Origin of the sequence: Vibrio sinaloensis (genome assembly GCF_000808535.1) — a bacterium.
Classification (GTDB): Bacteria; Pseudomonadota; Gammaproteobacteria; order Enterobacterales; family Vibrionaceae; genus Vibrio; species Vibrio sinaloensis_D.
Genome location: NZ_JWLV01000009.1, coordinates 232,601 through 247,791, shown reverse-complemented (window position 1 = coordinate 247,791; position 15,191 = coordinate 232,601). Strand labels below are relative to the sequence as shown.

Genomic DNA, 15,191 nt, shown 5'->3' with positions numbered 1-15,191 from the left:
GAAACACGGAGTATTAGGTGGTAGAGCGGTTAACTTGGAAGAAGCTAGCCTGGGAGCTGGCTTTTTTTTACGCCCCTTGGGTTATCGTGGGCTGGATTTTTGGTTACATGCCTTGGTTGCTGTTGGCAGCAACGGTATTGCAGCTCGGATGGCACTTGCATAATCAAATGCGCTTGTCCGCTTGGTTGTGGGATGAAAAGCGCCTAACGCCACCTTCAGGGTCTGGAAACTGGGAGTCGCTTTTTAATGGCATCTACCGCTTACAGCAGCGCCAACGCAAAAAGCGCAAAGAGCTGACCAATCTTATTCGCCGTTTTCGCAACGGTGCTGAATCTCTGCCCGATGCAGTCGTGGTTTTTCGTAGCGAAGGCAACATTGTGTGGTGTAATAAGCTCGCACAGCATCTCTTAGGCTTTAAATGGCCCGATGATACGGGTCAGCCCATCTCAAATTTGATCCGCACGCCAGACTTTATTAAGTACCTCAATAAACAGAATTTCGCCGAGCCACTCGAAATGCGTTCGCCACTCAATGTTGAGCGTATGCTCGAGTTGCGTATTGTGCCTTACACAGAAGGCGAGCACCTGATGGTGGTACGTGATGTGACTCAGCTTAAGCAACTTGAGGGTATGCGTCGCAACTTCTTTGCCAATGTCTCCCATGAGCTGCGCACGCCAATGACGGTACTGCAAGGTTATCTCGAGATGACGGAAGACCCAGATATGGTCGTTGGGCCTATGTGGCCGAAAGCTCACGGAGTGATGACGGAGCAGCTCAACCGAATGAACAGTTTGGTGAACCAACTGCTGACCTTGTCCAAGATTGAAGCGGCGCCGATGCACGAGCTCGATGAAGTCGTGAATGTGCCTGCAATGCTCGATGTGCTTGAAAAAGAGGCCGCGAGCCTTAGTGGCGAACAGGGGCACCAACTCCGATTTGAAGTTGATACTGGATTGCGAGTGTTTGCCGATGAGGACCAACTGCGCAGTGCGATATCTAACCTTGTTTACAATGCCGTGAAGTATACGCCCGCTGGCGCTGAGGTTTACGTCCGCTGGTATCAAACACCCCAAGGCGCGCATTTAGAAGTGGAAGATAAAGGTGATGGTATCGAGCCCCAACACTTGCATCGCTTAACAGAGCGTTTCTACCGAGTTGATAAAGCACGTTCTCGCGATACTGGTGGTAGTGGTCTTGGCCTAGCCATTGTGAAGCATGCGTTGACCCACCACGATTCTCATCTAGAAATTCAGAGTGAAGTCGGAGTGGGGAGTAAGTTCTCATTTATCTTGCCACAGCGTTTGGTGGTGAGTTAATGAAGTTAGTGCTTACTACAATTCTATCTTCTGTTTTGGCTCTTTCTGCTCATGCAGCTCAATTGTCTGAGTACACTAAAGTGCCGGGCGTCACAGGCACTTTGACCAGTGTAGGATCCGACACGCTCGCTGGCATGACAACGCTTTGGGTTGAAGAGTTTAAGCAGCAGTACCCGAGCGTTTATGGTCAGGTTCAAGCGTCTGGTTCTTCGACTGCACCGCCAGCCTTGACCGAACGCACGGCACAATTTGGCCCGATGAGTCGCCCGATGCGAAATCGAGAAATCGAAGCGTTTGAGCGGGCACATGGTTATAAGCCGACAGAGCTACGCGTCGCGATCGATGCGATCGGCATTTTTGTTCATCGAGACAATCCGATCAAAGGGCTGAACTTCTCTCAGCTCGATAGTATATTCTCTGCCACGCTGCGTTGCGGTGCTAATGCGCCTGTCGAGACGTGGTCAGAGTTGGGGTTAGATTATCAATGGGCAAAGCGTAGCATTCAGTTGTTTGGCCGTAATTCCGTATCAGGAACGTATGGTTACTTTAAGAACAATGCTTTGTGTGGTGGTGACTTTAAGAACAGCGTCAATGAGCAGCCTGGATCGGCTTCTGTGGTACAGTCGGTGGCTTCTGCTATCAACACCATTGGCTATTCTGGGGTCGGCTATCAGGTGTCGGGAGTAAAGTTGCTGCCAGTAGCCAAAAATGGCACCGACTACATACAAGCAAGCCAAGAGAATATTCTTTCAGGTAAGTACCCACTTTCACGTTACCTTTATGTTTACGTGAATAAGCATCCCTCTAAACCACTTTCTCCCATCGAACGAGAGTTCATTCGTTTCATTTTCTCGGTGCAGGGGCAAGCGTTGGTGAAGAAGGATGGTTACATTCCTATTTCCGCAGAACTAGCAGAGCAAGAGCTCAAGAAAGTGGGCATTAAGCGCGACCGCTAACCGATCAGTTAGCGGTCACTCAGGTTTAAAAGTTTAACGCCCACCCAGCATTTTCCCACTGTTGCTGTTCTGTCATCAGGTCAGCGTGAAGCAGAAGGTTGTTTTGCAGCCACTGCTCATCTTTTGAGGTGAGTGTCCATGTATCTCCTTCAATCGACAACTCAAGCTCCGGAAGTGGGTCATCATTGCGCTGACCGTGGACTAAAATCGCCAGTCGCAAGACGCGGATTAAGCCGATAACATCTTTCTTCTTGAATAGCGAGAACTCTTCCATCTCGTGAAGTTTAAGGGCTTTACGTTGGAATCGTACTAACATCGCTAACACGCGTTGCTGTTCTTGGTTGAAGCCGGGCATGTAGGTATGGCGCAAAATATACGCGGAATGACGGTGAAACGCTTGCAAGCTGATACTTAAGCCGACTTCGTGCAGTAATGCTCCCCAGTCAAGCAAGTCAAACAGCTCAGAGCTGCGTTTTATGCCCAAGACTTGGTGGACTTGTTGCAGAAACTCTTGCGCTTGTCCTTTGACGCGCGCGGCATGCTCTAAATCCACTAGATGCTTACTGGCCAGATTTTCGGTGGTTCGCATACGAATATCCGAACGCTTGAAGTTGTCTTCCATCTCAAACAGTAAGCCCTCTCTCAATGCGCCTTGAGAAAAGTGCATTTCTGAAATCTTGAGCGCTTTGAAAATGGCAGACAAAATGGCGACGCCAGCAGCAAAAACCGGTTTTCTTTCAGGTGTTAAACCATCAAGTTCGATCTCATCAATGGTTTGCCACTCACACAACTTTTCAATCAGTTTGTCTAGGCGTTTGCTGGTGACAATGCCATCATCATGGCCCATGCCAATCAACACTTCACGGATAGCTTTGATGGTTCCTGAAGAACCAAAAGCGATGTCCCAACCTTTTTTACGGTAGCGTGATGCAATGGATTCAAGACGCTGTTCGGCGGCAAGGGTAGCCTGCGCAAAGTTCTTTTTGGACAGTTTGCCGTTTGCGAAATAACGGTTGGTGTAGCTCACGCAGCCCATCTGTTTGCTGTTGATAAGCTCTGGCTCGAACCCTTTGCCTATGATCATCTCCGTACTGCCACCGCCGATATCAACGACCAGTTTGGAGTCGGATTCTGGTTGGGTATGCGCGACACCTAAATAGATCAGACGGGCTTCTTCGACACCCGGGATCACTTCGATGGGGAAGGGCAATACCTCTTTCGCTCGTTGGAGGAAAATGTGCGCGTTGTTTGCTTGGCGCAATGTATGGGTGGCGGCTATGCGGACGTTTTCGACGTCAAACCCTTGCAGGCGTTCAGCAAACATGGCTAAGCATTCAAGCCCACGTTCAATGGCGGCATTGTCTAAATTTTTTTGCGCATCAAGGCCTGAAGCGAGGTGAACACGCTGTTTGTGGCGGCTAACGAGTTGTAAATCTTGGTCGACGACACGAGCTACCACCATATGGAAACTGTTGGAACCAAGGTCTATCGCAGCAACATCACGAATTTCCTGTGCTTGAGTCATAACTCTCCGACTGCTGTTTACGTTTTTGATTTTTCGTTTGTTTCTCTACTTGTTTAAGATAGTCGTAAATGGCAATTTGTGAGCGAAGTTTCTTGCGATTTCCACGCGGAACATAGGTATTGCTCATTTCTTTGTCTATCCAACGCGCCTTTACTGTATCGGTAAAGTGAATGTTAATGATATCAATAATGCGTTGTTTAAGACGTGGGTCACGAACTGGTGCGGTCACTTCAATACGGTGATCGATGTTGCGAGTCATCCAGTCGGCGGACGAGATGTAAACTTGCGGGTCACCATCGTTGTGTGTAACGAGCACTCTAGGATGCTCTAAGAAGCGGTCAACGATACTGATGATTTTGATGTTGTCACTGATCCCTTCGACCCCCGGAACCAGAGAACACATTCCGCGAATGATCATATTCACTTCGACCCCAGAAGCGCTCGCGCCATAGAGTTTGTTGATAAGCCCCTTATCCACCAAGTTGTTCACTTTCAAAGTGATTGACGCCGGTTTACCGATTTTCGCGTTGGCAATCTCTCCATCAATAAGACGATATAACTGCTTGCGCGAGTTGCGTGGTGACACAATCAGATGTTCAAATTTTACGGGGCGGTATGGGTTTTCAATGTAACCGAAGACGCTACGCACCTCATTGGTGATTTCTGGGTCCGCGGTTAGCAGGGCAAAATCAGTGTAGATGCGAGCGGTTTTTTCGTGGAAGTTACCTGTACCAATGTGAGCGTAGCGTACGATCTCTTCTTCTTCACGGCGGCTGATGAGAAGAAGTTTTGAGTGAATCTTCAAACCGGGCGCGCCGAAAATGACGTGTACACCCGCGTCGGTGAGGATTCGCGCCCACTCGATGTTGGCTTCTTCGTCGAAACGCGCTTGCAGCTCAACTACCACGGTGACCTGTTTACCGTTGTGAACCGCATCGATGAGCGAGTTCATCAAACGAGAGTGTTTTGCGACACGGTAAATGTTGATTTTGATGCTCAGAACCTTAGGGTCGAATGAAGCTTGGCGCACCAATTCAGAGATATGTTCAAAGGTGTGGTATGGGTAGTAGAGCAGAATATCTTGATTTTTGATCGCATCGAACTTGTTGGCATAGCCGTCGAAGTCGGCGCATTTCATCGGCGGCAGAGGTTTGTTTTCGAGGTAGTCACGTCCAACGTTAGGGAAGCCAATAAAGTCTTTGAAGTTGTGATAGCGACCACCAGGGATCAAACTGTCGTAGTTGGAGATTTGCAATTTATCACATAAGAAATCGAGCATTTCGCTTGGCATATCACGTTCATAAACGAAACGCACTGGCATCGCGGTCAGGCGCTGACTTAACCCCTCAGACATTTGTTCAAGCAGACTGTGTTCCACTTCATGGCTCAGGTCGTATTCGGCGTCGCGAGTCATTTTCACGGCGTAGCCATTGAGCTCGTCGTAATCGAAGAAGCCACTAAACAGTTCGTCTAAGCAGTAACGAATAATGTTGTCGAGTAAGATGATGGTTTTGCGCCGCTTGCCCTTTTGTTCCGGAACCATAACAAAGCGCGGTAGGTGATCGGTGGGGATTTCAATAAGCGCGTAATCGCTCTGTTCTTCCTTATGTAAATCGACAGCGATGTAGGCGTATTCATCTTTGAGGAACTGCAGCACATCGATATCTTCACGGAGTAACAGTGGGGTGATATGCGGAAGCACCTCATTACTGAAATATTTTTTGACCCACTTTTGTTGCACTTCATCCAGCTGCGTCTCGTTTACGAGAAAGATTCGACGTCTCGCCATCTCTCTGATCAAGTCTGCGTAGAGCTCATCAAAACGTTCATTGAGTCGCAGCGCTTTGGTCTGCATTTTCGTCAGCAGGTGTTTGGAATTATCATTGCCGCCACGCTCTTGGTTAATCAAAATTCGGCGTTTAACGTCGGCGAATCTGACTTTATAGAACTCATCTAAGTTATTGGAGAATATACCTAAAAAACGAATTCTCTCAATCAAGGGTACGTCTTTGTCTGCCGCTTCTTGGAGGACTCGCTCATTGAATGATAACCAGCTCAGTTCCTTTTCGATGTAGAGTTTTTCTGCGCTCATGAACGTACCTTTTTAACCTGACTGACGAAGAGAGTGAGGGGGGCGATCCCCTTTAAGCGTAAGCAAATTAAGATCTTTGTGTGACATTTTTATTGCAATTTTTTATTGCATTGTTTTCAGCAGTTTAATGCGATCTGTAATATAATTGTCACCTAAATTAAATATTATACGTCTGGGCAAATCTAGTTAAGTGGGACAAATGGCTAAAGCCGAATTTTCATTGCGAGAACGTGATCGTAAGCGACTAATTAAAGATCGTTTTGTTCGGCTTGCAGTATCGACCGGAGGAGTCGGCGTTTTGGCGGCTCTCGTTTTGATCTTCGTCTATCTGGCGATGATGGTCTTGCCTCTGTTTGCTGATGCCCAATTTTCCCCAAATATCGCCCGCAAAAACATTCACCACACTCAATCACTCGCGCTGGGCGTGGACGATTATGGCGAGCATGCGTTTGTGGTGTCGCGTGACGGCAATGTGGAGTTTTGGCGATTAGATGCCCAATCTGACTCGCCGGAATTTCGTCAGAGTGTTGCTTCAGACTTTCCATTGTTTGCTCAGTCGGTGGCGTCTCAAGGCTGGTTTGCCTTTGCCAATGAAGCCGGAGAAGTTCGAATTTTTCGTCCAGAAATGAACAGCACCCTAGAAGGGCAAGCGCGTGTTTTTAAGCCGAGAGTTGAAACGTTTAAGACGGCCTTACGCTTTAATGAATCTTCGCCACTGACCGCTCTGAGTTTCTCTGTTGACGCTTCTCCGACCTTGGCTGGCTTTTTTGCGGACGAGTCGGTAGTAGTGCAGTGGCTCAACGCACAAGGTCAAGAGCAGCGCTATCGTTTCAACGTCCCCTTTCCTAACTTAGACCAGATATTATTGACTCCGGATGGTTCGACCCTGTATCTGCGTAGCGGCTCTGAGCTGGTGGTCGCGAAAAAGACAGAATCTGAGTTTATTACTCGTGAGGTCGTAGACTTAAGCCTCGGTCAAGAAAAGCACACGGTGACCGATATTAAACTACTCAGCGGAGCGTATTCTTTGTTGGTCAGTCATGCTGATGGCCTGGTCTCGCAATGGTTTGATGTGCTCGAAGATGGCCAGCGAAACTTAACTCATATCCGCGAGTTTAAGTTGGCATCTGAGCTGCAATTTCTCCTGCCCGATACGTATCGCAAAGGTTTTTACAGTTTCTACATTAACGGCACGGTGCAAAGCCATTACACCACGAGCGAAAAACTGGTGATGTTTAACCGCGCCTACGATAAAGCGCCCGATCTCGCGGCGATGTCGAGTAATGAAAAGTATCTGGTTGCGATTACCGGCTCGACCATTTCGTTAGCAGGTATTGATAATCCGTTTCCTGAAATTTCAGTTTCGTCGCTTTGGCAGAAAGTCTGGTATGAAAGCTACCCTGAGCCACAGTATGTATGGCAAACCACTTCCGCCAACGATGAGTTCGAAGCTAAGTTCAGCTTGGTTCCGATAGCGTTTGGTACCTTGAAAGCGGCGGCGTTTGCGATGCTGTTTGCTGTGCCAATTGCAGTATTTGGCGCGATTTACACCGCCTACTTTATGACGCCGAAAATGCGCCGCGTCGTAAAACCTTCGATTGAACTCATGGAGGCTCTGCCTACGGTGATCATTGGCTTCTTAGCGGGGCTTTGGTTTGCGCCCATCGTTGAGCGCAATCTTGCTGCAGTTATTGCTTTGATGCTGTTTTTACCACTGTCGACCGTTATTGTTGGTGCGATTTGGCACAAGTTGCCACGCGCTTGGGTAGGACGTTTTCCCAATGGGTTGCATGCCGTGATCCTGATGCCAGTGATCGTCGTGTTGGCTGTCATCATTCTTTCTCAAAGTGCCAACATCGAGCAGTGGCTTTTCGCTGGCGATGTGCGAGTCTATCTTGCAGAGCATGGCATTGACTTTGATCAGCGCAACGCTTTGGTGGTTGGCTTTGCGATGGGTTTTGCTGTGATTCCCACGATTTTTACCATAGCAGAAGATGCTATTTTCTCTGTGCCAAAGCATTTGTCGGATGGCTCCCTAGCATTGGGAGCAACGCCTTGGCAGACGCTCATTCACGTTGTGTTACTTACTGCCAGTCCGGGAATTTTTTCAGCCATTATGATGGGGCTTGGGCGTGCAGTAGGCGAGACCATGATTGTCCTGATGGCGACAGGTAACACACCAATTATGGATTGGAATATTCTCGAAGGGATGCGTACCTTGTCTGCGACTATCGCGGTAGAAATGCCTGAGTCTGAGGTTGGAAGCTCTCATTATCGAATTCTATTTTTGGCTGCGTTAATTTTGCTTATTTTCACCTTTGCAGTGAACTCAATCGCTGAGTGGGTAAGACAACGATTGAGAGAAAAATACCGTGCGTTGTAATCGAATTTTTGTGGGAAGCGTTATTTGTGTTTAAGTGGCTAAAATCGGGTTCACCTTGGATATGGTTAACAGGCGGTGCGGTGAGCATCAGCTTGTTGTCTGTGTTGGGGCTGTTGTTACTGATTGGCTGGAAGGGGCTCTCTTACTTTTGGCCAGCGCCACTTTATCAATGGCAAACCCAGCAAGGGGATAGCTTAGTGGGTCAACTCTACGCCGAAGAGTATGTACCTATAAGCCACTTGCGAGAGATGGACATTGTTTTGCCAGCGACGGTAGAAGAAAAAGGGCAGGTCAAACGGCTCAGTATCAAGGTGGCCAACCGAGATATCTACCCCGCGGATTTTATCTCACTGTTGGAATTAGACTTGCTCGAAGCAACGCGACCGCAAGGCTGGGCTGTAGTGGAGCGGACGCGTGGGGGCGACTTCTTTGGTATCCCTCGTGGCTACTATCACGGTGAAGAGGTTTCTGACGATCATTTAACCCATATTACTCGCGGTTTGGCTTTTGCAAGTGAACTGCGTGACGACATTGATCGATTGGTCAGCAAGCAAATTCGTGTCTTGAGTGGTCAAGCTGAGCAATTGCGCTTAGAGAAACGCCGACGAGAGTTGAATGGAAAACTCGACCAAGCCTTTATCACTCGCTATGACACACAGACCCGTATCATCAGCCAGCAACTTGTTGATATGGAAGGCGAGTTAGATCGATTGAGATCGCAACTGCTCGAGCAAGGGCTGGTGATTGAAGATATGCATGGCGATCAATACCGAATTCCTTTAAGCGATATTCTCGATATTTGGTATCCGAATCAGATGTCGCTGCTGGATAAAATTGGTCATTGGGCGCAGCAAGCGTGGAAGTTTTTGTCTAGCGACCCTCGTGAGTCCAACTCTGAAGGTGGGGTTTTCCCTGCAATGTTTGGTACGGTTTTGATGGTACTGATCATGTCGATCGTCGTAATGCCATTAGGGGTTATTGCGGCGGTGTATCTTCATGAATACGCGAAGAACAACGCGTTTACACGAATCATCCGTGTGGCAGTGATTAACCTTGCAGGTGTCCCATCGATTGTATACGGTGTGTTTGGTTTGGGCTTTTTTGTCTATACCTTAGGTGGCTCAATAGATGCGTTGTTTTACACCGAGCGGTTGCCATCGCCGACCTTTGGTACTCCGGGTCTGTTATGGTCGGCGTTGACACTTGCGGTGTTGACACTTCCTGTCGTGATTGTCGCGACTGAGGAAGGGTTAACTCGAATCCCAAGTTCCGTTCGACATGGTTCACTGGCGTTGGGTGCGACGCAATTTGAAACCATGTGGCGTATCGTTCTGCCTATGGCAAGCCCTGCAATTATCACCGGACTTATTCTTGCGGTTGCTCGTGCAGCGGGAGAAGTGGCGCCATTGATGCTTGTTGGTGTGGTTAAATTGGCGTCTACACTGCCTGTTGATAGTCAGTTTCCGTTTCTACACTTAGAAAGAAAGTTTATGCATCTAGGCTTTCATATCTACGATGTTGGTTTTCAAACTACCAATATTGAGGCAGCAAGACCGTTGGTTTATGCGACCTCTTTCTTGCTCGTGACGGTCATCATCGGACTTAACTTAACGGCAATCAGTATTCGTAATAACTTGCGTGAAAAATACCGCACATTAGGACAAGATTAGAGCATGTTTTCAGTCGATCAAACATTGGGCTATCAGCCGCCATTAGATGTAAATAATTTGAGCGATGAGCAGACCTCGATTTCGATCGAGGGGCTTAACTTGTTCTATCAAAACGCTCAGGCGCTCACCGATATTTCGATGCGAATCCCGAAAGGTCAGGTGACTGCGTTTATCGGCCCGTCAGGTTGCGGTAAGTCGACGCTGCTTCGCTGCATCAATCGTATGAACGACTTAGTGGAAGGGTGTCAGGTATCTGGCAAAGTAAAACTGCACAATAAAAATGTCTATGACGCTGACGTTGATGTCGCCACCTTACGTCGCCGAGTTGGCATGGTGTTTCAAAGACCGAATCCATTCCCGAAATCGATCTATGAAAACGTTGTTTATGGCTTGCGTCTTCAAGGTATTAAAAATAGCCGAGTCTTGGATGATGCGGTAGAGCGCTCGCTTCGATCCGCCGCTTTGTGGGATGAGGTTAAAGACCGATTACACGAAAATGCGTTTGGTTTGTCTGGCGGTCAGCAGCAGCGTTTGGTGATTGCAAGGGCGATCGCGATTGAGCCCGAGGTTTTATTATTGGATGAGCCAACATCAGCCTTGGACCCGATTTCGACGCTAACCATTGAAGAGCTGATCAACGATTTAAAAACCAAGTACACGGTTGTGATCGTCACGCACAACATGCAGCAGGCAGCTCGTGTGAGCGATCATACGGCGTTCATCCACATGGGTAAGTTGATAGAGTACTCAGATACTGACTCTATTTTTACCTCTCCATTGAAAAAGCAGACCGAAGACTATATTACAGGTAGATACGGTTAATACACTTATAGGATTTAAGGATAATTAATGAACTTTGGGCGCCATATTTCAGGTCAATTTAATGTCGAACTCGAATCCATTCGAACCCATGTTCTGACTATGGGCGGATTAGTAGAGCAGCAATTGTCGTTTGCGATGCAAGCTCTGCACAAAGAAGACATTGAGTTAGCGCGCAAAGTGGTCCGCGATGATCATAAAGTGAACGCGATGGAAGTGTCGATTGACGAAGCCTGTACTCGGATTATTGCCAAGCGTCAGCCAACGGCCAAAGATTTGCGCCTCATTATGGCGATCATCAAAACCATCACCGACCTTGAGCGTATTGGGGATGTGGCGACGAAAATCGCCTACGTTGCGATAGAGAGCCCATCTTCTAAAGAGCGTCAGTTTCAAGTGTCGCTTGAACCATTGTGTCGCCAAGCCATTGCCATGTTACACCAAGTGCTGGATGCCTTTGCACGAATGGATGTCGATGCCGCCGCTGAAGTGTATAAGCTTGATGACAAGATAGACGCGGAATATGAGGCGGTCATTCGCCAGTTAATGACCTACATGATGGAAGATCCTAAGAACATTCCGAATATCTTGCAGGTCATGTGGTCTGCGCGTGCGATTGAGCGCGTTGGCGATCGTTGTCAAAACATTTGTGAGTACATCATCTACTTTGTCAAAGGCAAAGATGTTCGCCACTTGGGCGAACAAAGTATTGATGATGCGTTGCGCTAAAAGTGAAGCACGACGCCGCTTGAAAACATGGCTGACCAGTTGGTCCCGAATAAGGTGTTCTTCTGGTCTATATAGTTGATATCAGCTCCCACGCGAAAGCCTACATTATCGTTAACAAAGATAACCCAAGCGCCTGAAATACTTGCGCCTTTTCCTTCGGCGCTTTTGGATTGATCTGACCAAATATAGTCTCGATGACCTTCGTATTGAACCATCCCGGCTTCAAGTTGCAATGCCATTTTCATCGGTTTATCAACGAGTTGATATTGCCCACCGAGTCGATAGGTCGTGAGTTTATCTTCGTCGAGTAAGATTTCAGCTTCAGTATGAGAGTAGCTCACATAAAGCGCATCAAGACCGAATACATCGGTTACCCCTAGTTGCAAACCTGCCCCAGAGATCCCTGAACCCGCGTAAGGTCCTATTTTGAATTCTGGCGAGACGTGAAGCGTTGTCGCGCTGGCCATAAAGCTAGAAAGTGAAAGGGCGATGAGAGCGAGTTTTTTCATGTGCATACCTATTGAAGACGAATGAGGTGCCTTCCGTGGCATGAGCTATAGCACAAAGGGTAATGGAGATAAAACGCAATGAGTAATTCAAAATGCTAATTAGCCTAATAAGCAATACTTATTAGGCAATTTGCTGTTTGAGGACACTTTTGATCAGCTGATTTAACCAAAGCACCAGTGGGCTCTGACGATGTTTAGCATGAAAGTAGGCAAGGACTGGGTATTGAACCGTATTTCCATTCACTAGAGCATTAAGTGCTTTTAATTGTGGGTAGCTCTTGATCGGAAAAAGGTTAGAGTGGGGCATGTACATATCTGTGTGCTGAATGATGTCTACAGCCGCTAACACAAACTCACTTCTAAAGCCGACTTTGGCTTCATAGCCTGCGCGATGCATAATCTGCTGCGCTAGAGAAAAGTTATCATTCCATCCAGGGGTCATGACGGAAGCGATATCATAACCAACCATATCTTCTGCAGAGACGGTATCTTTTGTGATGGGATGATCTTTGCGCACGATGATTTGCCCAGTTAAATCGATGAGCTTCGCCCGCGATACGTTGTTGATAGCGTCCATGTCGTAGCCGATACCGACTAAGGTTTGGCCTTTCTGAATTTCTTCTAGCGTCGATTCATTCCAACCAATCAGTTCCAGCGTTGAGTTTGGAGCATCATGCTTGATTTGCTGATATAGCGCGCCAGAGAGGCAGGTCAATACCACGGGAGAGACCGCTATTCGAATCGGGTAGTCAATGGCCGCAGGATCAAAATGATTCTTATGATTTAAGGCTCCCGCTAAGCCATCTAGGTGAGGGGTAATGGCGACCGCAAGTTCTTCCGCAAATGGCGTTGCTTCGAGTCCCGTTGGGACTTTCATAAATAGCTCATCATCAAAATGATTACGCAGCTTTTGCAGGGCTTGACTTATCGCTGGTTGAGAAACAAATAGCCGTTGAGAGGCTTTGCGCATGTTGAGTTCTTGCGATAACACCAAGAAGGTCCGCAGTAAATTGAGGTCTAGGCTATAAAACAGATCCTTGGCCATGGCTATCCTAATACTTTTCGGGGACGAACGTTTGATCTTCAATAGGTGCGCGAATATACCCTTCTTTGTTTAATTCAGGTAGTTCTACGGTAGGGTATTCTACTTCGTGATAATCAATTTGGCTCAAAAGGTGACTGATGCAGTTGAGGCGAGCGCGTTTTTTATCATCAGAAGGGACCACCCACCAAGGGCAATGCTTGGTATCGGTATAGGCGAACATTTTGTCTTTGGCCTCTGAGTATTCAGCCCAGCGGTTGCGTGACTCTAAGTCCATGGGGCTGAACTTCCAGCGCTTGATTGGGGTGTTGATGCGTCCTAAAAAGCGTTTTTCTTGCTCTTCATCGGATACGGAAAACCAATACTTGAGCAGAATAATCCCAGAGCGCTGCAACATGCGTTCGAACTCTGGGCATGAGCGCAGGAATTCGTCGTATTGCTCATCACTGCAAAAGCCCATCACTTTCTCTACACCCGCGCGGTTGTACCAACTGCGGTCAAACAGTACGATTTCTCCAGCGGCAGGTAAGTGTGCCACGTAACGTTGAAAGTACCATTGGGTTTTCTCTTTTTCGGTCGGAGTCGGCAGCGCGGCAATTCGACAAATACGTGGGTTAAGTTTTTCGGTGATGCGTTTAATAACACCGCCTTTACCAGCAGCGTCTCGTCCTTCGAAGATAACAACGACCTTCAGACCTTCTTGCTTAACCCACTCTTGTAGCTTGACCAGTTCGACTTGAAGCTTCTCGAGTTCGTTCTCGTAAAACTTTTTATCCAGTTTCGCCATCTGCTTCTCCCTACTGCGGCTGCTCTAACTATCAATATGTTAGCACTAGAGCCGAGTAAGATAAGAATTACCGCTGAGAACTGAGAGCCTTTACGACCTTTTGAATTTTGTCTGCGCAGGTAACCGGAATAGTGAAGTCATCTACGTTGTTAGCACCCATCTTGGCTTTACTGTCGGCGAGCGCCATGTGACTGCGACGAGTCGACTTACCTGAAAGGTGAACCTCTCTCACGCCAGTCTTCGTAACGATTTGAACCACGTTGCTATCGGTTAATCCCGCGCCTGCCATGATAGAGACACGTCCGTCGGCTAAGCGCACCATTTCTGCGAGCACATCAATGCCTTGTTCAACATTTTCCGCGAGTCCAGAGGTGAGTATACGTTCACAGCCTAGTGTTGTGATTTGCTCAATGGCTTCGCGGTAATTACTGCATTGATCAATGGCTCGGTGGAAGGTTGTTCCTAAGCCATACAGGTTAGCGCGGTCCATGACTTGTTGAGCCAAAGCGACGTTGATTGTACCGTCGGCATTCAACACACCAAACACGATGCCTTGTAAGCCCGCTTCTGCCGCTGCTTCAATGTCGAGCAGCATGGCATCAATATCGTCTTGATCGTAAAGAAAATCCCCTTGGCGAGGACGAATCATGGCATAGACTGGAACGGTGGAAATCTGCGCCGCTTTTTTCATAAAACCAAAGCTCGGCGTCAGTCCGCCTAAAGCAAGAGAGGAGCAGAGCTCTATTCGAGTTGCGCCACCTTGAATGGCTTGATGGAGGGATTCTAAGTTGTCGATACAGACTTCGATATGATGGTTCATCGGGATTCTCGATAGCAGGAAACTGTCTCAATCATAGCGTGAGGAGGTGTCTGGTATTAGGGTAAAGCTGAAGAATTTACTTTCCCTAAAAGCAAAAGCCCCAGCGTAGTGCTGAGGCTTGAGTGCATTTTGGAGGTTGATTAAGCGGCGTCTTCTTGCGGCTCGTCAGCAGTATCTTCGACTGCTTCAACTTTCTGTGCTTTCTTCGGAGCTGGCTTGCGCTTCGCTCCAAGTGCATACAGCACTTCTTCTTTGTTTTGAGCTAGGAACATCGCCAAGTCTTCTTGCTTGCCTTCGTCTTCTAGCAGGTCACTTTTACCCAGTAGCTCGAACAGCTCATCCGCCATATCAAGCATTTTGTCATATGCGTCAGCTTCCGCTTTAGAGGTAAAAGTCATTTTCTCTTCTCCATTGCGTTCTACCACGTACTTGACGATTACAGCCATGGTTGGTCCTCTAGTCAAAATTTATCAAAATCATTACTGGCTTTTTATACAGTTTTTGACCAATTAAGTCTAGATGAGGCGGTGATTCTGAGAACCA

General features: G+C 47.7%; 13 protein-coding genes. 6 read left to right on the top strand and 7 right to left on the bottom strand.

Features of this window, described 5'->3' with window-relative positions:
• Positions 1 to 17: 17 nt before the first annotated feature.
• Together phoR and RJ47_RS06960 are read left to right on the top strand one after the other, a co-directional pair.
• Positions 18 to 1,316, top strand: coding sequence for a phosphate regulon sensor histidine kinase PhoR (phoR, locus tag RJ47_RS06965; protein WP_005471446.1), 1,299 nt, complete (start codon positions 18 to 20; stop codon positions 1,314 to 1,316).
• Positions 1,316 to 2,272, top strand: coding sequence for a PstS family phosphate ABC transporter substrate-binding protein (locus RJ47_RS06960; RefSeq protein WP_038215282.1), 957 nt, complete (start codon positions 1,316 to 1,318; stop codon positions 2,270 to 2,272). Before phoR ends, RJ47_RS06960 begins: the two co-directional genes overlap by 1 nt.
• 25 nt (positions 2,273 to 2,297) lie before the next feature.
• On the opposite strand, the gene ppx is transcribed toward RJ47_RS06960, so the two are convergent.
• Together ppx and ppk1 are read right to left on the bottom strand one after the other, a co-directional pair.
• On the bottom strand, positions 2,298 to 3,797 hold the full coding sequence (gene ppx / locus RJ47_RS06955; RefSeq protein ID WP_039476132.1) for an exopolyphosphatase: 1,500 nt from the start codon (positions 3,795 to 3,797) through the stop codon (positions 2,298 to 2,300).
• Complete coding sequence (gene ppk1, locus RJ47_RS06950) at positions 3,772 to 5,889, bottom strand: polyphosphate kinase 1 (RefSeq protein ID WP_038189750.1); 2,118 nt, start codon at positions 5,887 to 5,889, stop codon at positions 3,772 to 3,774. Before ppk1 ends, ppx begins: the two co-directional genes overlap by 26 nt.
• A gap of 199 nt (positions 5,890 to 6,088) precedes the next feature.
• Between ppk1 and RJ47_RS06945 the strand changes: the two genes are divergently transcribed.
• Genes RJ47_RS06945 through phoU form a run of 4 tightly spaced genes read left to right on the top strand, consistent with a single transcriptional unit; the run spans position 6,089 to position 11,490 of the window.
• Positions 6,089 to 8,272 (top strand): ABC transporter permease subunit, encoded by a 2,184-nt coding sequence (locus tag RJ47_RS06945; protein WP_039482658.1) that lies wholly within the window; start codon positions 6,089 to 6,091, stop codon positions 8,270 to 8,272.
• A 26-nt stretch (positions 8,273 to 8,298) separates the two neighbouring features.
• A complete protein-coding gene (gene pstA, locus RJ47_RS06940) occupies positions 8,299 to 9,942 on the top strand; it encodes a phosphate ABC transporter permease PstA (protein WP_039482653.1) in 1,644 nt (547 codons plus the stop codon).
• Between the two features lie 3 nt (positions 9,943 to 9,945).
• Positions 9,946 to 10,764: a phosphate ABC transporter ATP-binding protein PstB gene (pstB, locus tag RJ47_RS06935; RefSeq protein WP_005471455.1), complete on the top strand. Its 819-nt coding sequence runs from the start codon at positions 9,946 to 9,948 to the stop codon at positions 10,762 to 10,764.
• Between the two features lie 27 nt (positions 10,765 to 10,791).
• Entirely contained in the window at positions 10,792 to 11,490 is a 699-nt protein-coding gene (phoU, locus tag RJ47_RS06930) for a phosphate signaling complex protein PhoU (RefSeq protein ID WP_038139917.1), read from the top strand.
• On the opposite strand, the gene RJ47_RS06925 is transcribed toward phoU, so the two are convergent.
• The 5 genes from RJ47_RS06925 to RJ47_RS06905 all read right to left on the bottom strand — a co-directional run bounded on the left by RJ47_RS06925 (position 11,487) and on the right by RJ47_RS06905 (position 15,094).
• Positions 11,487 to 11,999, bottom strand: coding sequence for a hypothetical protein (locus RJ47_RS06925; protein ID WP_039482650.1), 513 nt, complete (start codon positions 11,997 to 11,999; stop codon positions 11,487 to 11,489). The genes phoU and RJ47_RS06925 overlap by 4 nt on opposite strands.
• A 121-nt stretch (positions 12,000 to 12,120) precedes the next feature.
• Positions 12,121 to 13,044: a LysR family transcriptional regulator gene (locus RJ47_RS06920; protein WP_039482647.1), complete on the bottom strand. Its 924-nt coding sequence runs from the start codon at positions 13,042 to 13,044 to the stop codon at positions 12,121 to 12,123.
• Positions 13,045 to 13,051: 7 nt separating this feature from the next.
• Complete coding sequence (ppk2, locus tag RJ47_RS06915; RefSeq protein ID WP_039482644.1) at positions 13,052 to 13,828, bottom strand: polyphosphate kinase 2; 777 nt, start codon at positions 13,826 to 13,828, stop codon at positions 13,052 to 13,054.
• A 67-nt stretch (positions 13,829 to 13,895) separates the two neighbouring features.
• On the bottom strand, positions 13,896 to 14,648 hold the full coding sequence (locus RJ47_RS06910; RefSeq protein WP_039482639.1) for a copper homeostasis protein CutC: 753 nt from the start codon (positions 14,646 to 14,648) through the stop codon (positions 13,896 to 13,898).
• A 140-nt stretch (positions 14,649 to 14,788) separates the two neighbouring features.
• Positions 14,789 to 15,094: a YebG family protein gene (locus RJ47_RS06905; RefSeq protein ID WP_039482636.1), complete on the bottom strand. Its 306-nt coding sequence runs from the start codon at positions 15,092 to 15,094 to the stop codon at positions 14,789 to 14,791.
• Between the last annotated feature and the right edge of the window lie 97 nt (positions 15,095 to 15,191).

Coding starts and splice junctions, on each gene's coding strand:
- RJ47_RS06960 (WP_038215282.1), top strand. CDS start 1,316: ATGAAGTTAGTGCTTACTACAATTCTATCTTCTGTTTTGGCTCTTTCT.
- ppx (WP_039476132.1), bottom strand. CDS start 3,797: ATGACTCAAGCACAGGAAATTCGTGATGTTGCTGCGATAGACCTTGGT.
- ppk1 (WP_038189750.1), bottom strand. CDS start 5,889: ATGAGCGCAGAAAAACTCTACATCGAAAAGGAACTGAGCTGGTTATCA.
- RJ47_RS06945 (WP_039482658.1), top strand. CDS start 6,089: ATGGCTAAAGCCGAATTTTCATTGCGAGAACGTGATCGTAAGCGACTA.
- pstB (WP_005471455.1), top strand. CDS start 9,946: ATGTTTTCAGTCGATCAAACATTGGGCTATCAGCCGCCATTAGATGTA.
- phoU (WP_038139917.1), top strand. CDS start 10,792: ATGAACTTTGGGCGCCATATTTCAGGTCAATTTAATGTCGAACTCGAA.
- RJ47_RS06925 (WP_039482650.1), bottom strand. CDS start 11,999: ATGAAAAAACTCGCTCTCATCGCCCTTTCACTTTCTAGCTTTATGGCC.
- RJ47_RS06920 (WP_039482647.1), bottom strand. CDS start 13,044: ATGGCCAAGGATCTGTTTTATAGCCTAGACCTCAATTTACTGCGGACC.
- ppk2 (WP_039482644.1), bottom strand. CDS start 13,828: ATGGCGAAACTGGATAAAAAGTTTTACGAGAACGAACTCGAGAAGCTT.
- RJ47_RS06910 (WP_039482639.1), bottom strand. CDS start 14,648: ATGAACCATCATATCGAAGTCTGTATCGACAACTTAGAATCCCTCCAT.
- RJ47_RS06905 (WP_039482636.1), bottom strand. CDS start 15,094: ATGGCTGTAATCGTCAAGTACGTGGTAGAACGCAATGGAGAAGAGAAA.